At 34.6% G+C, this 26,836-nt stretch carries 20 protein-coding genes; 16 read left to right on the forward strand and 4 right to left on the reverse strand.

Annotated features, from left to right (window positions below):
* Window positions 1-12 precede the first annotated feature (12 nt).
* Window positions 13-1,635, reverse strand: coding sequence for a RagB/SusD family nutrient uptake outer membrane protein (locus QWY90_RS12350; RefSeq protein ID WP_290286263.1), 1,623 nt, complete (start codon window positions 1,633-1,635; stop codon window positions 13-15).
* Between the two features lie 10 nt (window positions 1,636-1,645).
* Window positions 1,646-4,576, reverse strand: a complete 2,931-nt coding sequence (locus QWY90_RS12355) for a SusC/RagA family TonB-linked outer membrane protein (RefSeq protein ID WP_290286264.1) — start codon at window positions 4,574-4,576, stop codon at window positions 1,646-1,648.
* Window positions 4,577-4,801: 225 nt separating this feature from the next.
* Between QWY90_RS12355 and QWY90_RS12360 the strand changes: the two genes are divergently transcribed.
* From QWY90_RS12360 to QWY90_RS12405, 10 genes are all read left to right on the forward strand, one after another.
* Window positions 4,802-5,821 (forward strand): LacI family DNA-binding transcriptional regulator, encoded by a 1,020-nt coding sequence (locus QWY90_RS12360; protein WP_379691673.1) that lies wholly within the window; start codon window positions 4,802-4,804, stop codon window positions 5,819-5,821.
* 452 nt (window positions 5,822-6,273) lie between these two features.
* Window positions 6,274-7,638 (forward strand): MFS transporter, encoded by a 1,365-nt coding sequence (locus QWY90_RS12365; protein WP_290286265.1) that lies wholly within the window; start codon window positions 6,274-6,276, stop codon window positions 7,636-7,638.
* Window positions 7,639-8,298: a beta-phosphoglucomutase gene (gene pgmB, locus QWY90_RS12370; RefSeq protein ID WP_290286266.1), complete on the forward strand. Its 660-nt coding sequence runs from the start codon at window positions 7,639-7,641 to the stop codon at window positions 8,296-8,298.
* 19 nt (window positions 8,299-8,317) lie between these two features.
* On the forward strand, window positions 8,318-10,621 hold the full coding sequence (locus QWY90_RS12375) for a glycoside hydrolase family 65 protein (protein ID WP_290286267.1): 2,304 nt from the start codon (window positions 8,318-8,320) through the stop codon (window positions 10,619-10,621).
* Window positions 10,622-10,761: 140 nt separating this feature from the next.
* Window positions 10,762-11,139: a GxxExxY protein gene (locus QWY90_RS12380; protein WP_290286268.1), complete on the forward strand. Its 378-nt coding sequence runs from the start codon at window positions 10,762-10,764 to the stop codon at window positions 11,137-11,139.
* A complete protein-coding gene (locus QWY90_RS12385; RefSeq protein WP_290286269.1) occupies window positions 11,129-13,006 on the forward strand; it encodes a glycoside hydrolase family 13 protein in 1,878 nt (625 codons plus the stop codon). Before QWY90_RS12380 ends, QWY90_RS12385 begins: the two co-directional genes overlap by 11 nt.
* Before the next feature lie 93 nt (window positions 13,007-13,099).
* A complete protein-coding gene (locus QWY90_RS12390; RefSeq protein WP_290286270.1) occupies window positions 13,100-15,472 on the forward strand; it encodes a glycoside hydrolase family 31 protein in 2,373 nt (790 codons plus the stop codon).
* A 1-nt stretch (window position 15,473) separates the two neighbouring features.
* Window positions 15,474-17,120, forward strand: coding sequence for an alpha-amylase family glycosyl hydrolase (locus tag QWY90_RS12395; RefSeq protein WP_290286271.1), 1,647 nt, complete (start codon window positions 15,474-15,476; stop codon window positions 17,118-17,120).
* Between the two features lies 1 nt (window position 17,121).
* Window positions 17,122-17,781 (forward strand): glycerophosphodiester phosphodiesterase, encoded by a 660-nt coding sequence (locus QWY90_RS12400; protein WP_290286272.1) that lies wholly within the window; start codon window positions 17,122-17,124, stop codon window positions 17,779-17,781.
* Window positions 17,778-18,989 carry a BaiN/RdsA family NAD(P)/FAD-dependent oxidoreductase gene (locus tag QWY90_RS12405; protein ID WP_290286273.1) on the forward strand — a complete coding sequence of 404 codons (1,212 nt, stop codon included), beginning with the start codon at window positions 17,778-17,780 and terminating at the stop codon, window positions 18,987-18,989. The genes QWY90_RS12400 and QWY90_RS12405 overlap by 4 nt, the downstream gene beginning before the upstream one ends.
* Here the strand turns inward: QWY90_RS12405 and QWY90_RS12410 are convergent, their stop codons facing one another.
* Complete coding sequence (locus QWY90_RS12410) at window positions 18,990-19,463, reverse strand: TspO/MBR family protein (RefSeq protein ID WP_290286274.1); 474 nt, start codon at window positions 19,461-19,463, stop codon at window positions 18,990-18,992.
* A 182-nt stretch (window positions 19,464-19,645) separates the two neighbouring features.
* On the opposite strand from QWY90_RS12410, the gene QWY90_RS12415 reads away from it, so the two are divergent.
* The 6 genes from QWY90_RS12415 (at window position 19,646) to QWY90_RS12440 (ending at window position 25,918) form a co-directional block, all read left to right on the forward strand.
* Window positions 19,646-20,731 (forward strand): diphosphomevalonate decarboxylase, encoded by a 1,086-nt coding sequence (locus tag QWY90_RS12415; RefSeq protein WP_290286275.1) that lies wholly within the window; start codon window positions 19,646-19,648, stop codon window positions 20,729-20,731.
* On the forward strand, window positions 20,728-21,666 hold the full coding sequence (locus QWY90_RS12420) for a mevalonate kinase family protein (protein WP_290286276.1): 939 nt from the start codon (window positions 20,728-20,730) through the stop codon (window positions 21,664-21,666). The genes QWY90_RS12415 and QWY90_RS12420 overlap by 4 nt, the downstream gene beginning before the upstream one ends.
* Before the next feature lie 11 nt (window positions 21,667-21,677).
* Window positions 21,678-22,598 (forward strand): geranylgeranylglycerol-phosphate geranylgeranyltransferase, encoded by a 921-nt coding sequence (locus QWY90_RS12425; RefSeq protein ID WP_290286277.1) that lies wholly within the window; start codon window positions 21,678-21,680, stop codon window positions 22,596-22,598.
* 131 nt (window positions 22,599-22,729) lie between these two features.
* Window positions 22,730-23,650 (forward strand): pseudouridine synthase, encoded by a 921-nt coding sequence (locus tag QWY90_RS12430; protein ID WP_290286278.1) that lies wholly within the window; start codon window positions 22,730-22,732, stop codon window positions 23,648-23,650.
* Window positions 23,651-23,720: 70 nt separating this feature from the next.
* Window positions 23,721-24,083, forward strand: coding sequence for a nuclear transport factor 2 family protein (locus tag QWY90_RS12435; RefSeq protein WP_290286279.1), 363 nt, complete (start codon window positions 23,721-23,723; stop codon window positions 24,081-24,083).
* Window positions 24,084-24,151: 68 nt separating this feature from the next.
* Window positions 24,152-25,918 carry a DUF885 domain-containing protein gene (locus QWY90_RS12440; RefSeq protein WP_290286280.1) on the forward strand — a complete coding sequence of 589 codons (1,767 nt, stop codon included), beginning with the start codon at window positions 24,152-24,154 and terminating at the stop codon, window positions 25,916-25,918.
* A gap of 36 nt (window positions 25,919-25,954) precedes the next feature.
* On the opposite strand, the gene QWY90_RS12445 is transcribed toward QWY90_RS12440, so the two are convergent.
* The gene (locus QWY90_RS12445; protein ID WP_290286281.1) at window positions 25,955-26,719 is read right to left on the reverse strand and encodes a hypothetical protein; all 765 of its coding nucleotides are present in this window, start codon (window positions 26,717-26,719) and stop codon (window positions 25,955-25,957) included.
* Window positions 26,720-26,836 lie beyond the last annotated feature (117 nt).

Raw genomic sequence — 26,836 nt, forward strand, 5'->3', positions numbered from 1 at the left:
TTCTATTTTAAATTAATATCCTGTGTTTTGAGTTAAATTAGGATTGGCTGCTAAAGACTGTGCAGGAAGTGGGAAAAGTTTAAGGTTATTAGAAATTGCTATTCCGTTTGCTCCATTTCCTTTCCAAGCCCAGTTATATGTTCCTCCAGTATATTTACCAAATCTAATTAGATCTTGTCTTCTGTGTCCTTCCCAATGTAATTCTCTCGATCTTTCATCAATGATAAAATCTAAAGTAACATCTGAAGCAGTAACATTTGCAAAATTTCCATCATTAGCTCTTTCTCTTAACGAATTGATATAGGTTAATGATTGTGAATTTGCATTCGCAGTATTACTACCATTAGTTGCTCCATCTCTTCTCATTTGCGCTTCAGCGTACATTAAATAAACATCACCAAGTCTGAACAATGGGAAATCTGTGTTAACAAATGTTGAGTTTTGTCCAGGTATACCACCTGAACTGATGTTTGAAAACTTAGCTAAAATATACCCTTGGTCTTTATTAGCAATGTCACTTATTTCTAAAGTTCTATCACCACCACCTGATAATGTTTTTCTAGCATCAAAATCATAGGCTGAACCATCAAATTTTTGAACAAATTGCTTTCTTAATCGTAAAGCACCACCCCAACCACCTGAACCAACTCCAAGAGATGCTCCATTTGCTTCTAGTGACCCAACTTCTCCATTAATCATTACGGTAGTTGCTCCATAACTTTGAGTTACTTGGCCATCTGATTGAAGTGAGAAAATCATTTCTTCAGATGTGTTGTTATCTGCTTTAAAATTATCAAGATAGTTAGGTCTCAAAGCGTATCCACCAGCAATTATTTGAGAACATTGGTCCATACAATCTGCATATCTGTTAGTACCGATATAAACTTCTGCATTCAGATACATTTTTGCTAATACCATTCTGGCAAATGCTTGGTCTAACCTACCATTTTCATTAGTTCTGGCTGGTTTTAAATTAGGCAAAACAGCATTTAATTCACTTTCGATAAAAGCAAATAATTGTGGTCTGTCATATTGTGGCCCAGCAGTATTTAAAGGAGCTGCCTCTGTAATAAAAGGTGCCTTTCCATACAAATCCATAAGATTATAATAAGCAAAAGCTCTTAAAGTTCTAGCCTCATTACGGAAGTCTTCAATATCAGCTAACAATGTGGCATCAGTAACGCCTCTACCACTTAATTTTTCTGGGGTAGTTTGACGCAAAAATTCATTAGCAAAAGCTACTTCACCCATGGTTCTACTAAACATCCCCAAAATGATAGGATTACTTGCATTCCAAATATTACGTTGCAACTCTTTTGTTCCCGGGTCATTTTCATAACTCCAGATAACCTCGTCAGTTGTCAAGTTTTGCAGATACCATAAACATCTACTAAATTGACTTGTACCGGCATCAATTCCTTCTAAGAAAGAAGAACCGGCATCACCGTAACCCGTTAATGATAAATTACCATATACTCCGGCTAAACCTTGTCTGTAAGCATCAGGTTGAGCAAAAAAGGCTTCAGATAAAAATACATCATCATCTTTAGGCACTACATCTAGGTCTCCTGTACACGAATTAAGCACGAGGAACAGACCTACTAAATAAAATGCATTAATTTTTAATTTTTTCATAGTTTTTTTTTTAGAATTTAACATTAGCACCAAATTGTATAGTGCGTTGTCTTGGGTAAATGGTATTATCTCTACCATCATTATTTATCTCTGGGTCTAAACCTGAATATTCAGTGATAGTGAAAACATTTTGAATACCGGTATACAATCTTAAAGAAGCTTTACCTTCTAACCATTTAGGAAAAGTATACCCTAAAGTAATGTTATCCATTTTTAAGTAAGAACCATTTTCAATGTATATGTCTGATAATACAACATCAGCTGTTGTATTAAAATTAGTGTCTAAAACAGAAGTAGGAACATTTTCTAAAACATTATTTAATAATGAATTATACTGAGCTCTTCCTGCGTTTACAGCATTATAAATATGGCTACCCAAGCTTGCTCTCATGTTAAATGAGAAGTCAAGATTTTTATAATTCATAGTTGATGCAAAGCCAAAACTTACTTTTGGATCTGGATTTTTATACAAATATCTATCATCACCATTGATAATACCATCGCCATTTAAATCAGCATAGGCACCTTCAATTGGTGTCCCGGCAGTATCATATAACTGTTTGTACACATAAAAAGAATTTGGAGCAAATCCTTCTTTATGAATTTGAGCCGTTCCACCTGTTCCTGCACCAGTATCTCCTAATAAGATATCCGCACCAAAGGCCAACTTATCAATTCTTCTTTTGAAAGCAGTTGCATTTAAATTAATATTCCAGTTAAAATTCTCTGTTTTTACTGCTTCCCAGTTAGCGGCTGCTTCTAGACCTTTAGTAGAAAAACTTCCGATATTTTGGTATCCTCTATTAGAGAAATTACCTCCGTCCGGCACTGCAACTTTAGCAATTAAATCATCAGATATTTTGTAAAAAGCATCAAAAGATAAATTAAGTCTGTCAAATAAACCAACATCTAAACCGGCATTGTAAGTAGTCGTTTGTTCCCATTTCAAATTTGGATTGTAAGGTTTAGAAACACCTATTGGGAACGATACGGTTCCAAAGGTATATTGACTCGTTCCACTACCTGTTGCATACTGCTGGATATAGTAGTTTCTTGCTTCTACATCGTCAATTTCTTGTTGACCTGTTATACCATAACCTAAACGTAGTTTAAAATCGGTAACTGATTTTGAATTTTTAAACATCGCTTCTTTTAATTTCCATGCAAAAGCTGCCGATGGGAAATTACCCCAACGATTGTCTACCGGAAATCTTGAAGAACCATCTCTTCTATAAGTTAAGGTTAACAAATAAGTGTCGTCATAAGAAAATTTAGCTCTTCCTATATAACCTATCAAGACGTTATCAGTATCAGTAGTTGTTTCAGGAAAGTTTGATGCCAAGGTTGGATTTAAAATATTCCCTGTTGCAAAAGATTCACTTTGACGAATTTGATAGGAATAACCTACCTGAGCCTCTAAATTTAATTTTCCAAAAGTTTTGTTGTACACTAAATAGGAATCAAATAATTTATTTCTTCTGGTACTGTCTTCATACTCATTTTTTCCATAAGGAATATTGTTATTACTTGGTGCAGAAGCAGCATCAGTACCCATTTTTTTTGTTCTCTCTCCATTAGCCTCATCAAATCCTAAACTAACAACAGCTCTAAGTGCCGGAAAAAAATGAAATTTATAATCCACTTCAAAATTTCCAAAAAATCTATTATTAATCCCTCTGTCTTGTGTTTGGTTTAATTGAGCTACAGGATTTCTGGTTCCTATTTTTAATGAACCATCCGGATTGTAATACTCGGTATATCCACCATAAGGGGAAGTTGCATCGTAAACTGGTAGCGTTGGGTTAAATCTTAACGCTGAACCTTCAACTCCATCTGCAAATCTATTTCTCTCATTAGAATAAGTAGCATTCAATCTTATTTTAAGATGGTCATCAAAGAAATTAGGATTTAATGTAGTAGAAATAGTATTTCTTGTAAAAGAGTTGGTTAATCTTAACCCTTCCTGATATGTATTCCCTATAGATAAACGTGCCGGAATCGCATTGAATAAATTCCCTTTGATAGATAGGTTGTTATCAACGAAATCAGTTCTTCTGTATATTTCTTCTTGCCAGTCAGTATTAGCTGTTCCTAATTGGTCAACATTACTTGGTCTAACAGTAGTTATCAAATCTCTATATTCAGCCGCACTAAACACGTCAATTTTATCAATTAATTTACCTGAACCATACTGAAAATTATAATCTACAGATAATTTTTTACCCCCTTTTTTGGTAGTAATTATGATAACACCATTAGAGGCTCTTGATCCATAAATTGCGGAAGCAGAAGCATCTTTTAAAACGGTAAAACTTTCGATGTCATTTGGATTTAAAGACGCTAAAAAAGAGGTTGAACCAGTTCCGGTTTTAGAATCAATTGGTAAACCATCAATCACAATTAATGGGTCATTTGATGCAAATAAAGAGGAACCTCCTCTAATTCTGATTTGAGTTCCAGAACCAGGTGCTCCACCACCAGCATTAATTGTTAAACCTGCCACTCTACCGTTAAGTAAATTTTCTGCAGTAACATTTGTTCCTTTGTTAAATTCTTTTGAAGAGAGTGTGCTCACAGATCCTGTAACATCTTTCTTCTTAACTGTACCATACCCTACTTGAACAACAACTTCTTGCAATTGATTTGCACTTTCATCTAGGCTAATTGATACAGATTTCTGTCCGGTAAATTTCAAAGTTTCATTGCCATAACCAATAAATGAAAAGACTACTACGTCTCCCTCTTTTAGTCCGGCTAACTTAAATTTTCCATCAAAATCTGTTGAAGTACCATTGCTGGCACCTTGAACGGTTACATTTACTCCTGGTAGGGGTTGATTTGATTTTTTATCAACTACAATACCACTTAAACTGGTCTGAGCAAAAATGCTAAGAGGCAGTAAAAGAAATAAAAATAACAACTTTTTGTAAATTGTTTTCATACATTTTGTTTAGGTTAAAAAATAATTTTGTGCTTATACTTTGACTTCGAATGTTAAATTTATGCAAAATTTTACACTTTAATAATAAACCGTTTTAAAATGTGTTCCGAAAACGTTTGCGTGTTGAAAACTTTTTGGTTTTTATAAATAATTAACACTAAAATTTACGGAATAAAAAATATCCTCTACCTTTATTCAGAAATTACTATTTATCAAATTCTTATCATGAAAAGAAAAGTAACGCTTAAACAAATTGCTAAAGAACTGGATGTCTCTATATCTACAGTCTCAAAATCTTTGAAAAACAGTCTGGAAATAAGCGAAGACACGAGACAAAAAGTACAAGCTTTTGCTAAATTATACAATTACAAACCAAACAATATTGCTCTGAGTTTAAAGAATAGAAAAACAAAGACAATTTGTATTATTATTCCTGAAATTATTCACCATTTTTTTGCAACGGTAATTAGCGGTGTTGAAAATGTTGCTAATGAATATGGGTATAACGTATTGGTTTGTTTGTCCGATGAATCATTTGATAAAGAAGTTATTAATATGGAAACATTGGCAAACGGTAGCATCGATGGTTTTATTATGTCACTTTCAAAAGAAACACAACAGAAAAAGGATTTTCACCATATAGTAGAAGTTATAAATCAAGGAATGCCTGTAGTCATGTTTGATAGAGTTACCAATGATATTCTATGCGACAAGGTAATTATTGACGATGGTTTAGCTGCCTTTAATGCTACACAATTTCTTATCAATAAAGGATTTAAAAAAATAGCACTAATAACAACTATCGACTATGTCAGCGTAGGGAAATTAAGAACCGATGGCTATATCAAAGCCTTAAAAAACAATGATATAAAAATTGATGAAAACCTAATCCTTAAAATTGAAGATACCGACAACTTTGAATCGGCTATCGAAAATTTATTACTTAATAATGAGATTGAAGCCATTTTTGCTGTTAATGAAATATTTGCCGTGACCGCCATTAAATTAGCCAGAAAGAATAATATTGCTGTCCCTGAAGAACTCTCAATTATTGGTTTCACAGACGGAATTATTTCTAAATATTCAACTCCAAGTATATCAACCGTTAGTCAAAACGGAATCAAAATGGGCGGAAAAGCAGCCAAGATGCTTATTGAAAGACTAGAATTAGAAGACGAAGAAGACGAACAATACAGCACCGAAGTCATCGAAACCGAATTAGTGGAACGAGAATCGACTAAATAATCTAAATTTTTACCGCATATTAAAAAAGAGCCTTTGAAGTAATTCAACAGGCTCTTTTTTGATATTTATTCATAGTGTGTGCGATGTGTGTGCGATGTGTGTCCGATGTGTGTGCAATGTTTTTGCCTTTTTTATCGGACACACACCGCACACATTACGCTAAAACACCGCACACATTTGGAAGTAAACCCAGATGGGTTAAAACACTTCCCGCAGATAAATACGTCCGGAATCCTAACAAAATGGGTGAAATCACCAGTAACCGATTATTTAACTTATTAACAAAATAACGTTTGCGTAAATAACTTTGCTAAATTTTTTACTCAAAATTAACTCAACTTAAATTCTTTATTATCTTTACGACAATTATCAAAGCTTATACTTTACTTCGAAAATAAAATAAGTTTTGATAAGCATATCGCTTATCGTTTATTAATCAATTAATTACGATAATGGAAAAGCGTAAATTAGGTTTCTGGGAAATATGGAATATGAGTTTCGGTTTCTTAGGAATACAGATGGGTTTTGCCCTTCAAAATGCTAATGCTAGCAGAATTCTTCAAACTTTTGGTGCTGATGTACATGAATTATCCTGGTTTTGGATAATCGCTCCGCTAATGGGATTAATCGTTCAGCCCATAATAGGTCATTACAGTGACAATACCTGGGGAAGATTCGGCAGAAGAAAACCTTTCTTTTTAACCGGTGCTTTATTGGCGTCTGTAGGTTTAATTTTGATGCCACAAGCTGACATTTTTATCGCATTTATGCCCGCTCTTTGGGTTGGCGCCGGAATGTTGATGGTAATGGACGCTTCTTTCAACATTGCCATGGAGCCTTTCAGAGCATTAGTAGGAGACAATTTACGTTCAGATCAAAGAACATTAGGTTTTAGTATTCAAACGGCACTTATCGGTTTCGGAGCTGTTATAGGTTCTTGGTTACCCTATGTTTTAACTAATTGGTTTGGAGTTTCTAATAGTGCTGAAGCCGGAAAAATTCCTCATCATTTAGTAGTTTCTTTTATTATAGGCGCTGTCGTTTTAGTAGCTTCAATAATGGTAACTCTGTTTTCTACCAAAGAATATTCTCCAGAAGAATTAGCTAAATTCGAAGATGAGCAGGCACATTTAAAAGCAATTGCTGATGACGGCGAAGTAAAAGAATCAAGCTTGATGGATATTTTTGAAGATTTCAGAAAAATGCCAACAACCATGAGACAATTAAGCTGGGTGCAATTCTTTTCCTGGTTTGCACTTTTCGGAATGTGGGTTTTTACAACTCCAGCTATCGCACAACACATTTACGGATTATCTGTAGAAGACCATACCAGCCCTGCATTTCAGGAAGCTGGAGATTGGGTTGGTGTAATTTTTGGGGTTTATAACTTAGTTTCAGCCATAGTAGCACTCTTCCTTTTACCAATTTTAGCTAAAAAATTCGGAAGAAAAACAACGCATTCCATCTCATTGATTGCAGGTGGTTTAGGGTTACTTTCTATGTATTTTATGCCAAACAAAGAAATGCTGATTATTTCCATGATTGGAGTTGGTGTCGCATGGGCTAGTATTTTATCTATGCCTTATGCAATACTCGCCGGTTCAATTTCTCCTAAGAAAATGGGAGTTTATATGGGGATTTTCAATTTCTTTATCGTAATACCACAAATCATCAACGCATTAATAGGTGGTCCGTTAGTGAAATATTTATACAACGACCATGCTATTTATGCCATCATTACTAGTGGCGTAAGTTTTCTTATAGCCGCAATTTTAGTAGTAAAAGTGCAAGATGTTGACGACGTAATACAAAAATAAATGACAAAAAAAGCATTCATCTTCGATCTTGATGGCGTTATTGTTGACACAGCAAAATACCATTTTTTAGCGTGGCAAAAAATAGCAAGCGATTTAGGAATCGAATTTACACCGGAACACAACGAAGAATTGAAAGGTGTTAGCCGTGTTCGTTCTTTGGAAATCATTCTGAAACTTGGAAATATTGAAGCTTCAGAAGAGAATAAAAACAAATGGTTAAAACAAAAAAATGAAGATTACCTCTCTTATATTGAGCATATGGATGAATCCGAAATTCTTCCCGGCGTTCTCAATATTTTGGAATTTATTAAAGAAAAAAAACAATTGATTGCCCTAGGTTCGGCTAGCAAAAATGCCCGACCAATTTTAGAAAAAGTAAAAATTTTACATCTGTTTGATGCCATTGTTGATGGAAATGATGTCACCAATGCCAAACCAGATCCAGAAGTTTTTGTAAGAGCTGCCAAATTATTGAATGCAACTAACGAAAATTCTATGGTTTTTGAAGATTCTGTTGCCGGAATTCAAGCCGCTAACATTGCCAATATGACTAGTATTGGTATTGGCGATGAGCGAATTTTACACGAAGCTAAATACAATTTTAAAGATTTTACTTTTATGGATACTTCTTTTATAGAAGCCTTTATAAATCAAAATTGAATGATAAAAGGAAATTAAAATGAATCAAGATTATATCAAACCAGACAACTGGTCAATCATAGAAGAAGGATTTGATTTAGAACAAGTTAAATCCTCAGAAAGTTTATTCAGCATTGGAAACGGCGCCATGGGTCAACGTGCCAATTTTGAAGAATACTATTCCGGAAAAACTTTTCAGGGAAGTTATATCGCCGGAATTTACTATCCGGACAAAACCAAAGTGGGTTGGTGGAAAAATGGTTATCCAGAATATTTTGCCAAAGTGCTAAATGCCCCAAATTGGATTGGAATCAACATCGAAATTAATGGCGAAAACTTAGATTTAGCCACTTGTAAAGCAGTAAAAAACTTCCGCCGTGAACTCAATATGAAAGAGGGAATCTACAACCGTTCTTTTGAAGCTACTTTACAAAATGGAACTGAAATTTCAGTAAACGTTCGTCGTTTTCTATCGATAGATTTAGATGAAGTTGGTGTAATAAATTATGAAATTACGCCACTAAAAGCGGATGCCAAAATAACTTTCAAACCCTATGTTGATGCTGGAGTTCATAATGAAGATGCCAACTGGGAAGAAAAATTTTGGGAACCATTAGACGTGAAAAATTCAGCAAACGAAGCTTTTGTCACGGCAAGAACTTTCAAAACGCATTTTACAGCTACAACTTTTATGCAAAATAGCATACTGTTAAATGGACAAAATCAAAATATTTCTCCATCAAATGTAGAAGCTTCAAATGAGAAAGTTCAGTTTACTTATGAGGTTAAGGTTGCAAAAGATCAAACGGCTTCTATACAAAAATTAGGTGGTTATACCGTTTCCATGAACCACGAAAATACTCAAGTTGCTGCCCAAAATGTTATTGCAAAAGCATTATCATTGGGCTACGACCAATTATTGAATAATCAAATCAATGCTTGGGCAAAAATCTGGGAAATGAGCGATATCACTATTGATGGTGACGTGAAAGCCCAACAAGGAATTCGTTTCAATATATTCCATCTTAATCAAACCTATCTAGGGAAAGATTCGCGATTGAATATTGGTCCGAAAGGATTTACGGGAGAAAAATATGGTGGCTCTACGTATTGGGATACTGAAGCGTATTGCATTCCGTTTTACATGGCTACCAAAGACCAACAAGTGGCCCGGAATCTTTTAGCCTATCGTTATAATCAATTAGATAAAGCCATCGAAAATGCGGAGAAATTAGGTTTCAAAAACGGAGCTGCTTTGTACCCGATGGTAACAATGAACGGTGAAGAATGCCACAACGAATGGGAAATCACCTTTGAAGAAATACACAGAAATGGTGCCATTGCATTTGCTATTTTTAATTATTACAGATTTACAGGCGATTATAGTTACATTCCAGAAAAAGGATTGGAAGTCTTAATCGGAATTGCCCGTTTCTGGCATCAAAGAGCTACGTTCTCAACTTATCGAAATCAGTATGTGATTCTTGGCGTTACGGGTCCAAATGAATATGAAAATAACGTTAACAATAATTTCTACACTAATTATTTAGCCAAATGGTGTATTGACTATGCCATTGAACAAATCAATAAGGTAGAAAAAGAATATAGTGCTGATTTTGATAGAATCACTAGTAAAGTAAAATTAGAAGCAACTGAAATCCAACATTGGAGAAAAGTGGCCGACCACATGTACTTCCCTTATTCGGAAACACATGATGTGTATTTACAACAAGATGGTTTTTTAGATAAAGAATTGGTTAAAGTGCACGATTTAGACAAGTCACAACGTCCGATAAATCAAAAATGGTCCTGGGACAGAATCTTGCGTTCACCTTATATCAAACAAGCGGATACTTTACAAGGATTTTATTTCTTTGAAGATCATTTCAGCAAAGAGCAATTAGAAAAACATTTCGATTTCTACGAACCATTTACTGTTCATGAAAGTTCCCTTTCGCCTTGTGTTCACTCAATACAAGCGTCAACATTAGGAAGAATGGAACAAGCCTATACTTTCTATTTAAGAACTTCGCGTTTGGATTTGGATGATTATAATAAAGAAGTCGAAGAAGGTTTGCACATCACATCAATGGCTGGAACGTGGATGAGTATTGTGGAAGGTTTTGGCGGAATGCGTGTGAAAAATGACACCTTACATTTCGAACCTAGAATTCCAAAAGACTGGAATGACTATTCGTTTAAGATTAATTTCAGAAATCAAATTTTAAAAGTTTCAGTACATCAGAAGGAAACTAAATTTAGTCTGGAAGGTGAAAAGGCGATTTCAGTTTTCGTAAATGGAAAAGAAATTTTGGTAGAGCCTAATAGTTTGGTGACTGTTTAATTTTCTCGCAAAGACACAAAGTCGCAAAGAAAAGTCTTTGCGACTTTGTTTTTTAAACATAGCATTTAGCAATAAAAATAAGAGATTTATGTTTTTGCTACTTTGCGAGAAACCATTTTTAATGACTATAAAATATAAATATGACTGAAAACGAACTTTCAAAAATCATAGTTGACTTAAGTTATAAAATACATACAAGACTCGGCCCTGGTTTATTAGAAAGTGTTTACGAAGCCATATTGTATCACGAATTAACAAAAAAAGGATTAAAAGTGGAAAGACAAAAGCCAATTCCTGTAATTTGGGATGACGTCTATTTAGATATCGGATTTCGTTCTGATTTAATAATTGAAAATAAAGTTATTTTAGAAATTAAATCCGTTGAAAAACTTTCAAACGCTCATTTAAAACAACTATTAACATATATAAAAATAACGGGATTAAAATTGGGGTTATTAATCAACTTCAATGAAGCTCTAATTAAAGACGGAATAAAACGAGTAGCATATGGACTATAAAAAAAAATTGCGCCTTAGCGCCTTCGCGAGAATTTTAACATTTTCAATAACATTACTTTTCACAGCTTTGTCTTTCGCACAAATTAATCGTGTAGAACCGCCATTTTGGTATGCCGGGATGAACTTATCCAGCGTTCAAATTATGTTTTACGGAAAAAACATTGGGCAATATGAAGTTGCGGTCTCTAATAATGTTGTTATTGAAAACATCAAAAAGACAGAAAATCCCAATTATGTTTTTGTAACCATTGACACTAAGAATATTGCGCCAACAGAACTTACTTTTTCTTTTAAAAGTAAAAACAAAGTTGTCTTTACCAAGAACTATTCGATTAAGGCACGAAGAGAAAATTCAAAATTCAGAAAAAGCTACGATAGTTCCGATATGATTTATTTGATAATGTCTGACCGATTTGCCAATGGAAATCCAAATAACGATAGTTCACCTGAAACTATTGAAAAAGTGAATCGTAATTTACCTGGCGGTAGACATGGCGGCGATATAGAAGGTATAATTAATCATTTAGATTATATCAAAAAACTAGGTGCGACTGCTGTCTGGTGCACACCTCTTTGTGAAGACAATGATCCTAACTATTCTTATCATACTTATGGTCAATCTGACGTTTATAAAATTGATCCGCGATATGGAACAAATGAAGATTATCTTCGATTAAGTCAAGAATTACATGAAAGAGGTATGAAAAATATCATGGATTATGTTACCAATCACTGGGGCTCACAACATTGGATGATAAAAGATTTACCAACACACGATTGGATAAATCAATTTGATGTATATACAGAAACATCTCATAAAAGAACCACAGTTCATGACATACATGCCTCAAATAGTGATTACAAAACTTGTTTTGACGGATGGTTTGTAAAAACAATGCCCGATTTAAATCAAAAAAATCCTTTGGTTTTAAACTACCTGATACAAAATGCCATTTGGTGGATTGAATATGCCAATTTAGATGGATTTCGAGTAGACACCTACAACTATGCTGACCCAAATGCAATAGCAAAATGGACAAAATCTATTACAGATGAATATCCTTATTTCAATATAGTTGGTGAAATTTCAATGAGAGATCAAGCCCAGCTTTCCTACTGGCAAAAAGATAGTAAAATTGGAGCAATTCAAAGTTTCAATTCTTATTTACCAACTGTAATGGATTTTATTTTATCGGATGAATTATTATCCATTTTTAATGAAGAAGACAAAACTTGGGAAAAAGGGATGATGAAAGTCTACGATAATTTTGCCAATGATTTTCTGTATCCAAATCCAAACAACATTTTAGTATTTGCCGAAAACCATGATACCAACCGTTTTAACGAAATCTATAAAAACGATTTCAAAAAATACCAAATGGCTATGACTTTGTTAGCAACAGTTCGTGGTATCCCCCAATTGTATTATGGTTCAGAAATTGGCATGGCTGGGGATAGAAACAAAGGTGGAGATCCTGATATTAGAAGAGATTTCCCAGGAGGTTGGAATGAAGATAGCAACAATGCTTTTACAAAAGAAGGCAGAACTGAAACACAAAACCAATATTTTGATTTCACTTCAAAACTATTCACATGGAGAAAAACAAATGATGCTGTCCATTTTGGAAAAATGAAACATTTTATTCCAGAGAATAATGTCTATGTTTATTTTCGTTATACCGATGATAAATCTGTAATGGTTATCATAAATAACAATTCGAAGTCACAAACTATAAAAACTAATCGCTTTGCTGAAAGCATTCAAAATTATCAAACTGGGAATGATATACTTTCCGGAAAAACAATTGATTTAAAAAATGATATTGTTATTGAAGGGAAATCTGTTTTGGTATTGGAACTAAAATAAAAAAGTCTCGCAAAGTCTCAGAGACGCAAATATAAAACGCTATAAATAAAATTGCTTTGCGCCTTTGCGCCTTTGCTAGATGAATTAAACAAAATGAGAAAGCTATTACTCCTATTATTACTTACCACAATTTCATTTGCTCAAAATGCAACTAGAAAATACATTTCCCATTCCTGGAAAAATAACATCTTGGAAATCAAAACCACGGATGGCGCCTATTTGATAAAACCGTATTCTGATAAGATTGTCGAAACCTCATTCATCCCAAACGGAGAAACTTTTAATCCAAATTCACAAGCTGTGGTGAAAACTCCAGAAAAAGGCTGGGCCAGTTTTGCCAAAACTGAAAATTCTTTGAAACTGTTGACAAAAGGAATTACAGTTGTGATTAATAAATCTCCATTCAAAATTACCTATTCAAATCTGGGAAAAGTTTTGTTATCCGAAAAATCAGGTTACACCAAAGTAAACGACTCCACACAAACCTTGTCTTTCAATTTGGACAATTCTGAGGCTCTTTATGGCGGTGGCGCCCGAGCTTTAGGCATGAACCGACGCGGCAATCGTTTGCAATTGTACAACAGAGCACATTATGGTTACGAAACCAAAGCCGAGTTAATGAATTTCTGTATTCCGTTGGTTTTGTCGTCTAAATTATATGCCGTTCATTTTGATAATTCAGCTATTGGTTATTTGGATTTGGATAGCAAAAAAGACAATACGCTGACTTACGAAACTATATCCGGAAGAAAGACTTATCAGGTAATTGTGGGTGACACTTGGACCGAATTAGTTTCCAATTATACCGATTTAACAGGGAAACAACCGCTATTACCACGTTGGGCTTTGGGCAATTTCTCTAGTCGTTTTGGCTATCATTCACAGGAAGAAGTCGAAAATACGATTCGGAAATTTGAAGACAATAAAATTCCGGTTGATGCTATTATACTAGATTTATATTGGTTCGGAAAAGGAATAAAAGGAACAATGGGTAATCTCGATTGGGACAAAGACAATTTTTCAAATCCTGATAAAATGATTGCTGATTTAAATGCTAAAGGTGTAAAAACCGTATTGATTACGGAACCTTTCATCTTAACAACCTCATCCAAATGGCAGGAAGCAGTTGACAAAAAAGTATTGGTATATGATAAAACAGGAAAACCAGCAACCTGGGATTTTTATTTTGGAAACACAAGCGTCGTCGACATTTTCAAACCAGAAGGAAAAGACTGGTTTTGGAACGTTTACAAAAGATTAATCAATCAAGGCGTTGGTGGAATGTGGGGCGATTTGGGCGAACCAGAAGTATTTCCATCAAAAGTAATAACAGCTGGCGGAAAAGCTGATGAAGTGCATAATATTTACGGACACAATTGGGCAAAATTAATTGCTGATGGGTATAAAAAAGATTTCCCTTCTCAACGTCCATTTATTTTAATGCGTGCAGGATATTCTGGTTCACAGCGTTTTGGAATGGTGCCTTGGAGCGGTGATGTAAGCAGAAGTTGGGGCGGATTGCAAAGTCAGATGGAAATTGCATTACAAATGGGAATGCAGGGTTTAGGCTATATGCACTCTGACCTTGGCGGATTTGCAGGTGATTATTTTGATAACGAACTGTATTTACGTTGGTTGCAGTATGGTGTTTTCAATCCGATATTCCGTCCGCATGCGCAGGAAGATGTGGCTTCAGAAGTAGCCAGAAAAGACGTTGCTACAATGGCAAAAGCTAAAAAGCAAGTGGAATTGCGTTACCAATTAATGCCTTATAATTATACTTTATCTTTTGATAACAATCAAAAAGGAACTCCGTTAATGCGTCCGTTGTTTTTTGAAGAACCAAATAATATAGCATTGACAACTATGACCGGAACCTATTTTTGGGGAAATGACTTTTTGATAAATCCAATTACAAAACCTGGAATAACATCTACAGAAGTTTATTTTCCAAAAAGCAACAATTGGTTTGATTTTTACACCAGTGAAAAACATGCTGCCGGAACAACAGAAAACATAAAAGTTACCGATGATTATATTCCAACGTTTGTTCGTGGCGGAAGTTTTATTCCGATGATTGAAACCATTCAGAATACATCGCAATATTCATTAGCCAATTTGAATCTGCATTATTATTTTGATGAAAGTGTTAAAAATTCTTCGGGCAAATTATATAATGATAATGGAGCTACATCCAATGCTTTTGAAAAAGGACAATACGAAATATTAAATTTCACCAGTACAACTGACGGGAAGATCTTAACAATAAAATTAATATCAACTAACGGAAAAAATTACAATCCGACCAATAAAGATGTTTCTGTTTTGATTCATAACATTAAAAATAAAGCCAAACGCATCTTTGTAAACGGACAAGAACAGATTTATAAAACCTTTCACGAACCTTTGCAAGTAAATGTTACTATGACAAAAGGCACAACTCAAGAAGTTAAAATAGAGTACTAAAATGAAAAAAATAATCCTACTGTTAGCCTTCGTGATTAGCGGAATTGCTTTCGCCCAAAAAAAGAACCCTGTAACTCCAAAAACACCTTTTGTTTGGGAAAGTGCCAATGTGTATTTCATTGTTACCGATAGATTTAACAATGGCGATAAAACCAACGACCACACCTTCAATAGAAACAAACCAACCGGAAAACTGCGCGGTTTTGAAGGTGGCGATATTCGGGGTATCATTCAAAAATTAGACGAAGGTTATTTTACCAATCTTGGAATCAATGTAATTTGGATGACACCCATTGTAGAGCAAATTCACGACGGTGTTGACGAAGGAACGGGCTTCACTTATGCCTTTCATGGTTATTGGACAAGAGATTGGAGTTCGATTGATCCTAGTGTCGGAACCCGAAAAGATTTAGCCGAATTGGTTCAGAAAGCACACGCGAAAGGCATCCGAATTATGCTTGATGCTGTAATAAATCACACCGGACCAGTGACTCCTGAAGATTCAGTTTATCCAAATGATTGGGTTCGTACTTCCCCAAAATGCACTTACAAGTCTTATGATACTTATATTAATTGCACCTTGGTAGATAACCTTCCAGATGTGAAAACAGAGAGCAATGAGAATGTAGAACTACCTTTATTTTTAGCTAACAAATGGAAAAAAGAAGGCCGTTATGATAAAGAAGTAGCTTCATTGGATGCTTTTTTCAAGAAAACAGGTTATCCGAGAGCACCAAAATATTACATCATGAAATGGCTTTCGGATTATATAACTGATTTCGGAATAGACGGTTACCGGGTTGATACCGCAAAACATACAACGGAAGATGTGTGGGCCGATTTTAAAAAAGTTTGTGACATGGCTTTCGCCGAATACAAGAAAAGCAATCCGAAAAAAGTCTTAGATAACAATTCGTTTTTCACCGTTGGCGAAGTTTATGGGTATAACATTGGTGGAAAAAAATTCTATGATTTTGGCGATAAGAAAGTGAATTATTTTGAAAATGGTTTTACCGGTTTAATCAATTTTGATTTTAGAAATGAAGCCAAATTGAATTACGAGGACTTGTTTTCTAAGTATTCTAATATCTTGCAAAACGATTTAAAAGGAAATACCGTGATGAATTATGTTTCGTCTCATGACGATGGATATCCGTTTGATAAAAAACGAGAGAAAACTTTTGAAAGCGGTACCAAATTATTATTGGCTCCGGGAATTTCCCAAGTATATTATGGCGATGAAAGTGCGCGATTGCTCGATATTGAAGGCGCTCAAGGCGATGCTACTTTGCGTTCGTTTATGAATTGGGACGACATTGCTAACAACGCTTCTACCAAAGAGGTTTTATCGCATTGGCAGAAATTAGGTAAGTTCAGAAAAAGACATCCTGCGGTTGGTGCCGGAATTCATAATCAAATTTCAGCTTCACCATATGTCTTCAGTAGAAAATTTACCAAAGGGAAATATTGCGATAAGGTTGTCGTTGGATTGGATTTAGAAAAAGGGCAAAAGACAATTTCGGTTGGAACCCTTTTCGCTAACGGAACTAAAGTTAGAGATGCTTATTCGGGAAAAACGGCAACTGTGGTAAAAGGAAAAGTAAAGCTCAATACTGATTTCGGACTTGTGCTATTAGAAAAACTATAAGATGCACAAAATTGGTCATCGCGGAGCAAAAGGATATGTTGCCGAAAATACTTTAGATTCTTTTCAAAAAGCAATTGAACTTGGCGTTGACGGAATTGAACTGGATGTTCATTTAAGTTTGGATGAAAAAGTGATGGTGATTCACGATGATACAATCGACAGAACAACTTTGGGCAAAGGTTTTGTAAAAGACATTTCTTCTTCTGAATTGGAAACATTTGGAATTCCAACTTTGGAAGCTGTTTTCGAATTGGTCAACCGAAATTGTTTCATCAATGTAGAACTCAAAACTTATGAAACCGCTGATAAAGTTGTTGAAATTATCGAAAAGTATGTTGCTGAAAAACATTGGAAATACGAACATTTCATCGTTTCCAGTTTCGATTGGAATGCCTTGCAGCAAGTCGTTTTTTTGAATGATAAAATTAGAATTGGCATTTTGACAGAATCCGATTTGGATTTAGCATTGGCTTTCGCCAAATTTATAAAAGCATATTCTGTTCATCCGTATTATCAATTGTTAACGGAAGAAAACGTGAATCAAATGCAATCTAAAAATTTTAAAGTCTATCCGTGGACCATCAATGAACAAGAAGCTATTATCTTTGTCAAATCGTTAAACGTTGACGGTATCATTTCAGATTTTCCGGATAGATTATGAACTCAAACTTCGATATTATAATTGTTGGTGGCGGCGCAGCTGGTTTTTTCACGGCAATTAATATCGTAGAAAAGAATCCGAAACTAAAAGTAGCCATCCTCGAAAGAGGCAAAACCGTTCTGGAAAAAGTCAGAATTTCAGGTGGCGGAAGATGTAATGTTACCCATGCCTGTTTTGTTCCGAATGATTTAGTGAAGTTTTATCCGCGGGGCGAAAAAGAATTACGTGGCCCGTTTCATCAGTTTTGTTCGGGCGATACGATTGAATGGTTTGAAAAACATGGTGTAGAACTAAAGATTGAAGAAGACGGACGAATGTTTCCAACTTCAGATAGTTCGCAGACTATTATTGATTGCTTTCTATTGGCTACACAAAAACTAGGGATTCAAATATTGACCGGTCAAAGTGTACAATCTATTTTCAAAGCAACTGATTATTGGAAAGTAGAAACCAATCATGAAACTTTTGCTTGTCAAAAACTGATAATGACTACCGGTAGTAATCCGAAAATTTGGGATATGCTCACTGAACTTGGCCATACAATTGTCGCACCGGTTCCTTCCTTATTTACCTTTAACATAAAAGATAACCGTATCAAAGATTTGATGGGGCTTTCAGCTTTTGCCAAAGTGAAAGTGAAAAATAGTAAACTCGAAGCTTCCGGACCATTACTAATAACCCATTGGGGAATGTCTGGCCCCGGAATTTTAAGATTATCTGCTTGGGGCGCAAGGGAATTATTTGATAAAAATTACCAATTCACACTTCAGGTAAATTGGCTCAATGAAGTTGCTTTTGAAGAAGCGATAGATACTTTAAAAGAATTAAAGCAAGAACACGCTAAGAAAGCTGTATCCAAAAAATCTCCTTTCGAATTTCCGAATCGTTTATGGGAAAGTTTGGTTTTAGCATCGGGAATTGAGAGTGAAACAAAATGGGCTGACTTATCTAAAAAGCAATTGACTGATTTAACCAACCAACTCACTAATGGTGAATTTCAGGTAAATGGTAAAAGCACTTTTAAGGAAGAATTTGTAACGGCGGGCGGCATTGATTTAAAGGAAATCAACTTCAAAACCATGGAAAGCAAACTGCATGAAAATCTATTCTTTGCTGGCGAAATCGTAAATATTGATGCTATTACTGGTGGATTTAACTTTCAAAATGCCTGGACATCTGGATATATTTTGGCAGAAACCATCACATAATTATCTATTCAACCACCAAATACTTCCGTTTAAAATAGTGGCAAAACTTACCCACGCCAAATAAGGAAGTAATAATAGTCCGGCTGTTTTATCAATCTTTTTGAACACATTATACGTTTCAAAAATCAGTAACCAAAGTAAGATGATTTCGGTTAAGGCTAAAAGCGGATTGTGCAAACCAAAGAAAAGGAATGACCATAGTGCATTCAAACCAAGTTGTATAGCAAAAAAACCAAGTGCTTTTTTAATAGTTTGTTCATCAGAACCACTAGTCCAAACCAAACCGGCGGCAATTCCCATCATGATATATAACACTGTCCAAACAGGTCCAAATATCCAGTTTGGTGGATTAAAAATTGGTTTAACCAAAGTCGGATACCATGTTGTAATACTTTCTCTTGTTTCCATTCCTGAAAAATAACCAACTGTTATACATATCACAACGACCAAAACTATTTTTAAAATCTTTTGCATAGCCAATAATTTATTTGATTTCAAATATACTAAACGAAAATCAGTTGTTTTTATATTTGATATTAAGTGGAGGACTGCCAGTGGCAGTCAGGTAAAGATACTACTAAAACTCTATGAATTTTGACAGATTGAAGTTTTAAATCAAAAAATTAATAGACTATCTTTGCTTAAATTTCAAATCTATGTTCTCCGAAAAGGATTTTATTTCAAAACCATTTTCAACTACAATCGAAAACGGAAGTTTTCAATGGAGTGCACCAAGTAATATTGCATTAGTAAAATATTGGGGCAAAAAAGAAAATCAGATTCCGGCAAATCCGTCTATTAGCTTTACTCTTAATCATTGCAAAACGATTACCAAATTGGCTTTCACCAAAAAGCAATCAGATGGAAACTTTTCATTTGATTTACTTTTTGAAGGCAAACCCAAAGAAGACTTCAAACCCAAAATTCAAAAATTCTTGGAACGAATTGAAATCTATTGCCCTTATCTTACAGCCTATAATTTTACGATTGATACCGAAAATACATTTCCACATAGTTCAGGCATTGCCTCTTCCGCATCCGGAATGGCTGCATTATCTATGAACATTATGAGTTTGGAGAAAGCATTGAATCCAAATATGACTGAGGATTACTTTTATCAAAAAGCCTCTTTCTTAGCGCGATTAGGTTCGGGAAGCGCTTGCAGAAGCGTAAAAGGAAGTGTTGTCGTTTGGGGGAAACATGCTGAAATTGAAGATAGTTCCGATTTGTTTGGCGTAGAATTTTCCTCTAATATTCACACTAATTTCAAAAACTACCAAGATACTATTTTGTTAGTTGACAAAGGTGAAAAGCAAGTTTCCTCAACGGTTGGCCATGATTTGATGCACAATCATCCATTTGCTGAACAACGTTTTGCACAAGCGCATCAGAATTTATCAATTATAAAAACAGTTTTAGAAACCGGTAATCTGGATGAATTTATCAAAATTGTCGAAAGTGAAGCACTGACTTTGCATGCCATGATGATGACATCCTTGCCCTATTTTATTTTGATGAAGCCCAACACATTGGAAATCATCAATCGTATTTGGAGCTATAGAAGCAAAACCAAAATCCCTGTTTGTTTTACTTTAGATGCAGGAGCAAACGTACATGTTTTGTATCCCGAAAACGTTAGAGAGGCTGTTTTGCAATTTATTAAGGACGAATTAGTTGGCTTTTGTCAAAATGGTAACTATATTTGTGACACTATTGGAACAGGAGCAATAAAAATTCTATGAAAGGACCACTTTTTTACTCAAAGATTCTTCTCTTCGGAGAATACGGAATTATTAAGGATTCTAAAGGTTTATCAATCCCCTACAATTTTTACAATGGCGCACTTAAAGTGGATGAAAATCCATCGCAGGAAGCTATTAAATCGAATGCAAGTTTGAGAAAATTTGTAACTTATTTAGAGCAGTTGCAAAAAGACCAGCCTGAATTAGTAACTTTTAACACCGAAGCTTTAAATAAAGATGTTGAACGCGGAATGTATTTCGATTCCAGTATCCCACAAGGTTATGGTGTTGGCAGCAGTGGCGCATTAGTTGCTGCGATTTATGACAAATATGCCAATACAAAAATCACCGTTTTAGAAAACCTGACAAGAGAAAAATTGTTGCAACTAAAGACTGTTTTTTCTCAAATGGAATCGTTTTTCCATGGAAAAAGTTCTGGTCTTGATCCATTGAATAGTTATTTGAGCATTCCAATTCTTATCAACTCTAAAGATAATATTGAAGCTACTGGAATTCCATCACAAAGCACCACTGGAAAAGGTGCTGTGTTTTTATTAGACTCCGGAATTGTGGGCGAAACGGCTCCAATGGTAACCATTTTCATGGAAAACCTAAAAGACCAAGGTTTTCGCAAAATGTTGAAATCTCAGTTTATTAAATATACTGACGCTTGTGTCGAGAATTTCCTTGGCGGTGATGTCAAATCCTTATTTGCCAATACGAAACAACTTTCTAAAATCGTTTTGAACAACTTCAAACCAATGATTCCGGAAGCGTTTCATGGAATTTGGCAACACGGCATTGACTCCAATGATTACTACTTGAAACTTTGTGGTTCTGGTGGCGGTGGTTATATTTTAGGTTTTACACAGGACTTAGAAAAAGCAAAAAAATCTCTGAAAGACTATAAATTGGAAGTGGTTTACCAGTTTTAATTGCTTCTGAAATGCTAAGCAGAAAAACCAAGCACTTAGTACTGAAATTCATTAGCATGTTTTCTGTAATTCGGGGTTATAATATTCCAATAATTGCTTTAGCACAATACCTTTCAGCCATATTTATTTTGGCTCCCGTAAACAAGCGTGCGCTAAACATTCTACTCGATTTCAATTTATTTATTATAGTGATTGCTTCTGGTCTGACCATTGCCTCAGGTTACATCATTAATAATTTTTACGACAGTAAGAAAGATTTAATCAACAGACCCAACAAATCACAACTTGACCGATTGGTTAGTCAACAAACAAAGTTGCAGTTTTATTTTACCGTTAATTTCATTGTTTTTTTATTGGCTTTTTTTGTGTCTTTTAGAGCGGTTTTGTTCTTCTCAACTTATATTTTTCTGATTTGGTTTTACTCACATAAACTCAAAAAAATAGTAATCATTGGAAATCTGACAGCTGCTTTTCTTGCGGTATTACCCTTCTTTGCCATTTTATTATATTATAAAAATTTATATCCACAAATATTTGCTCACGCCACTTTTCTATTCCTTTTACTATTAATTAGAGAAATGATAAAAGATTTAGAAAATATTAAAGGGGATATTGCCAATGGTTATCAAACGATTCCGGTACTTTTTGGAGAAATGTTTTCCAAAAGAATAATTACACTACTAACCATTTCAAGTATTGTCCCTGTCTATTTCTTGGTTGAAATATTTGAAGTAGGTTATATGGATATTTACTTTTATGTGAGTTTAATTGTTTTGATATTCTTTCTGCAAAGACTATGGAAATCCGATTCAAAACCAGACTATCTAAAACTTCATAACATTCTAAAGTTCCTTGTGGTTTCTGGTGTTTTCTGCATTGTTTTAATCAATCCGGAAGTGCTGGTTCACGGAAGAAGATTGTTGCGGTTTTAGCGTTACCCTAGCCCAGATAGGAACGGCATCCTTTTGCTTTTTTCTATAAAAAGCAAAAGATATAGTGGATAGCTGGAAATAGCTCCTAAAAAAGCATCTGAAATACGTATCTTTGCAGAAATTACAGAATTATGAATAAGAAGGAAGGCAATAATAAAGGAAGTGGCTCAAGACCAAATAGTTCTCGACCAAGTTCGAATAAGCCAAAACCTGCCATGGCCAAGCGTGCTCAAGGTCCGAAAAAAGCAAAACCTACTAGAACTGGTGCAACAAAAATTGAAGTTGCAGCTACAGACAAAGTAGCGAAAAAACCAAATCAAGTAGCGAAAAGACCAAAAGTAGCTGATGAAATTCGGTTAAATAAATACATCGCTAATTCTGGAGCGTGTTCTCGTCGTGATGCTGATATCTATATACAATCAGGGAATGTTAAAGTGAATGGAATTCCGGTTACTGAAATGGGTTATATGGTAAAACCTGGTGATGTAGTAAACTTTGATGGCGCCACTTTAACTCCGGAAAAAAAAGAATATATCTTGCTAAACAAACCTAAAAACTTCACTACAGCATTGGATGAAGGTCAGGAATACCGTAATGTTTTAGAGTTGGTAAAAGGTTCTACCGCTGCAAAAATTGGTGCTATTGGCCGAATGGATAAAAACACAACTGGTCTTTTGTTATTTACAAACGATACTGATATGATTCGGAAATTTACGTTGCCTAATCAAAAATCGACAAAAATTTACCAAGTTTCATTAGACAAAAATCTGAAGTTTGAAGACTTAGAGAAAATCAGTAAAGGACTTACGCTTGACGGACACAAAGTATTCGTTCAGGAAGTAAGCTATATTGAAAATGAACCAAAAAGCGAAATCGGTTTACAGTTAAAATCTCCGAATGTGAAAGTGGTTCGTAATATTTTTGAACATTTAGGTTATGATGTTTTAAGAATCGACAGAGTTGCTTTTGCCGGTTTAACCAAAAAGAATTTACCTCGTGGTAACTGGCGTTTCCTGACCGAACAGGAAATTATCAATTTAAAAAACTCATAAAATAAATATATTCAGCACAACAAAAAGTCCTCTTTTTTAAAAACAAGAGGCTTTTTTATTTATCAAAACTATGTCAGCAGAGAAAAACTTATCGATTGCAATGCTTTGGTTTGAAGCGTTTAATGCGCATAACCTTGAAAAACTATTATCGTTATATGATGACGAAGCGCAGCATTATAGTCCAAAATTAAAAATCCATCATCCCGAAACCAACGGTTTGGTTACAGGTAAAGAGGCTTTGAGATCATGGTGGAAAGATTCATTTGACCGTTTGCCAAGTTTGCATTATAAGGTAACTTCCTTAACATCAAATGCCGACAGGGTTTTTATGGAATACATTCGAACTGTTGAAAACGAAGACAATATACTCGTTGCCGAAGTTCTTGAAATAAAGGAAACTCGGATTATTGCATCGCGTGTATATCACGGCTGATTTTTTATTATTTTAGTAACAAATTCATAAAATACAAACTAATAGTTTTACGAACTAAACCATTAAACATGAAAAACTTAAAAAGACTATCAATAATTATCATAGTGGCATTATTGGTAGTAAACTGCAAATCTGAAAAGAAAGAACAAAATTTTAAAGCTATTACCGATGCTTACTTCGACGGTAAAAACGAATTAGATCCGCTGGGCGCGACTCAAAATGGACAAAACGAATACAACGATAAACTTGTCTTTGAAATGACTGATTCCTATCGTAAAAAACAAGCCGCTTTTTTTGATAAATTCGAAAATGAGTTGACAACTGTTGACACCACTGCTTTATCTGCCGAAGAGAAGAATAGCTATGACATCATCAAATGGGAAGTTTCTATTGGTAAGGATTTATTAAAGTACGACACCAATTTAATGCCTATTCACCAATTTTGGGGATCAAACATAACCATGGGACAGTTTGCCAGTGGCTCAAGTGCACAACCGTTTAAAACGGAGAAAGATTATAAAAACTTCTTGAAGAGAATGGATTTATTTTCAGTTTGGATGGATTCTGCAATGGTATATATGAAAAAAGGAATCGATAAAGGTATAGTTTTGCCAAAAGCTTTAACCGTTAAAGTTATACCTCAGTTTGAGAGTATGATAACACCAAATGTAGAAGACAACTTGTTCTATTCGGCAGTAAAATCGTTTCCAAAAGAGATTACACCTGAGCAACAAGACGCTTTGAAAAAAGAATATACTGCTACAATCAAAGAAAAATTAGAGCCACAATTCAAAAAAATAACAGCCTTTTTGAAAAACGAATACCTTCCTGCTTCAAGATCTACGAGTGGTATAGGCAGTTTGCCAAATGGAAAAGAGTTGTACAAAGTTTATGTAAAACAATGGACAACTACTACAAAAACTCCGGAAGAAATTCATGCACTTGGTTTAAAAGAAGTAGCAAGAATAAAAGCCGAAATGGAAAAAGTTAAAGAGCAAGTTGGTTTCAAAGGAACGATAAATGAATTTTTTGAACATGTTAAAACAAAACCAGAATTGATGTCGTTCAAAACACCGGAAGAGGTTATAGCCAACTTTGAAAGAATACATCAAACCATCAAACCTAATGTAGATAAGTTGTTTTCATTGCAACCGAAATGTCCTTTCCAAATCAAGAGAACTGAAGCTTTTAGAGAAAAAACAGCAAGTGCCGAATACAATCAAGGAACAGCTGATGGTTCAAGACCAGGTACTTTTTATGTCCCTATTCCTGATGTGAAAACTTATAATTGCTATGGTGATGAAGATTTGTTTTTACATGAAGCAATCCCGGGACATCACTTTCAAATCTCTTTGCAACAAGAAAATCAACAATTGCCAGATTTTAGAAAATACAATTGGTTTGGCGCTTATGGCGAAGGTTGGGCTTTATATACCGAAAGTTTAGGAAAAGAATTGGGTTTATACACTGATCCGTATCAATATTTTGGAATGTTAGGTAACGAAATGCACAGAGCGGTAAGACTTGTTGTTGACACCGGAATGCATAATTTAGGTTGGACACGCGAACAGGCCATTAAATATTCATTAGATAATGAAGCCGAAAGTGTAGAAGGAATAACTGCAGAAATTGAGCGTTACATGGCTATTCCGGGACAAGCATTATCTTATAAAATGGGACAAATGAAAATTCTAGAATTGCGTAAAAAAGCACAAGACAAGATGAAAGACAAATTTGACATTAAAGTTTTCCATCAAAAAGTACTAGAATCAGGTGTGTTACCTTTAGCTCTTCTGGAAAAGAAAATAAATAACTGGATAGAAACTGGTAAATAATTTAATTAAAACGTCCCGGTAAATCGGGACGTTTTTTTAGTTTTTAACATTGAGTTCAAGACCTTTATAATTTATTGGATTTCCTGAGACATCATAAAATTCATACTTATATTTGAGTACGCCTTCAATTTCTTCAATGTTTATTTTCATCTGATAAAATCCTTGATTCCATTCAACAACAACATTATAAGTATAATCTCCAACACCAAAGCTACCCGGTAAATTACTGGTGTAAATTAACTTTTTCGATTTAAGATTAAGCGTTTGCAATTCGATATTTTCATACGTTCCAATCTCATCACCATCAACAGATTGTCCCATGTAATCATATTTCCCGTTAGATTTGCTTTTTTTACTTCTCTCTTTTGGATCGTTATAGATATCTTTTATGGAAAAGATTACGTCTTTCAGCGAGTTTTTGCCGGCATTCAACAAATAAAATCGCAACTGATGATGATACATTAATTTGTGAACTCGCTTTCCATTTCCACTAGTGGTATTCCCTTCATTCAAATCATTATCAACTATTTCTATAATTGGCAAATTTTGCCCAAAAGGTTGATTAAATGAATTAGATTCCAGCGTTTTAGTTTTCTGTTCTGCTGCTTCTACAACTTTATCTTTCTCAACAATTTCAGCATGCAGCACTTCAATTTGTTTAATAGCCTCGTCTAATTCTTTCTGTTTTTGTGCAGCAATAGATGTACTTGTGTTCTTATAAAGTAAGTATACGGAAAACGCTAGTAAAATAAAACCGATAAATGCTACAACCGCGGTTATCATAAGCTTTCTGCCTTTCATTAGGATTATAAATTTAAATCAAATGATTTTTATGTTGTAAAAATAAATCAATTTACAAACATTAAAACACTCCAAAACAATAAAGTGTAAACATATTATTAACCAATTAGTAAAACA

The organism is Flavobacterium paronense (genome assembly GCF_030409795.1).
Classification (GTDB): Bacteria; Bacteroidota; Bacteroidia; order Flavobacteriales; family Flavobacteriaceae; genus Flavobacterium; species Flavobacterium paronense.

Coding starts and splice junctions, on each gene's coding strand:
- QWY90_RS12350 (WP_290286263.1), bottom strand. CDS start 1,635: ATGAAAAAATTAAAAATTAATGCATTTTATTTAGTAGGTCTGTTCCTC.
- QWY90_RS12355 (WP_290286264.1), bottom strand. CDS start 4,576: ATGAAAACAATTTACAAAAAGTTGTTATTTTTATTTCTTTTACTGCCT.
- QWY90_RS12360 (WP_379691673.1), top strand. CDS start 4,802: ATGAAAAGAAAAGTAACGCTTAAACAAATTGCTAAAGAACTGGATGTC.
- QWY90_RS12365 (WP_290286265.1), top strand. CDS start 6,274: ATGGAAAAGCGTAAATTAGGTTTCTGGGAAATATGGAATATGAGTTTC.
- pgmB (WP_290286266.1), top strand. CDS start 7,639: ATGACAAAAAAAGCATTCATCTTCGATCTTGATGGCGTTATTGTTGAC.
- QWY90_RS12375 (WP_290286267.1), top strand. CDS start 8,318: ATGAATCAAGATTATATCAAACCAGACAACTGGTCAATCATAGAAGAA.
- QWY90_RS12380 (WP_290286268.1), top strand. CDS start 10,762: ATGACTGAAAACGAACTTTCAAAAATCATAGTTGACTTAAGTTATAAA.
- QWY90_RS12385 (WP_290286269.1), top strand. CDS start 11,129: ATGGACTATAAAAAAAAATTGCGCCTTAGCGCCTTCGCGAGAATTTTA.
- QWY90_RS12390 (WP_290286270.1), top strand. CDS start 13,100: ATGAGAAAGCTATTACTCCTATTATTACTTACCACAATTTCATTTGCT.
- QWY90_RS12395 (WP_290286271.1), top strand. CDS start 15,474: ATGAAAAAAATAATCCTACTGTTAGCCTTCGTGATTAGCGGAATTGCT.
- QWY90_RS12400 (WP_290286272.1), top strand. CDS start 17,122: ATGCACAAAATTGGTCATCGCGGAGCAAAAGGATATGTTGCCGAAAAT.
- QWY90_RS12405 (WP_290286273.1), top strand. CDS start 17,778: ATGAACTCAAACTTCGATATTATAATTGTTGGTGGCGGCGCAGCTGGT.
- QWY90_RS12410 (WP_290286274.1), bottom strand. CDS start 19,463: ATGCAAAAGATTTTAAAAATAGTTTTGGTCGTTGTGATATGTATAACA.
- QWY90_RS12415 (WP_290286275.1), top strand. CDS start 19,646: ATGTTCTCCGAAAAGGATTTTATTTCAAAACCATTTTCAACTACAATC.
- QWY90_RS12420 (WP_290286276.1), top strand. CDS start 20,728: ATGAAAGGACCACTTTTTTACTCAAAGATTCTTCTCTTCGGAGAATAC.
- QWY90_RS12425 (WP_290286277.1), top strand. CDS start 21,678: ATGCTAAGCAGAAAAACCAAGCACTTAGTACTGAAATTCATTAGCATG.
- QWY90_RS12430 (WP_290286278.1), top strand. CDS start 22,730: ATGAATAAGAAGGAAGGCAATAATAAAGGAAGTGGCTCAAGACCAAAT.
- QWY90_RS12435 (WP_290286279.1), top strand. CDS start 23,721: ATGTCAGCAGAGAAAAACTTATCGATTGCAATGCTTTGGTTTGAAGCG.
- QWY90_RS12440 (WP_290286280.1), top strand. CDS start 24,152: ATGAAAAACTTAAAAAGACTATCAATAATTATCATAGTGGCATTATTG.
- QWY90_RS12445 (WP_290286281.1), bottom strand. CDS start 26,719: ATGAAAGGCAGAAAGCTTATGATAACCGCGGTTGTAGCATTTATCGGT.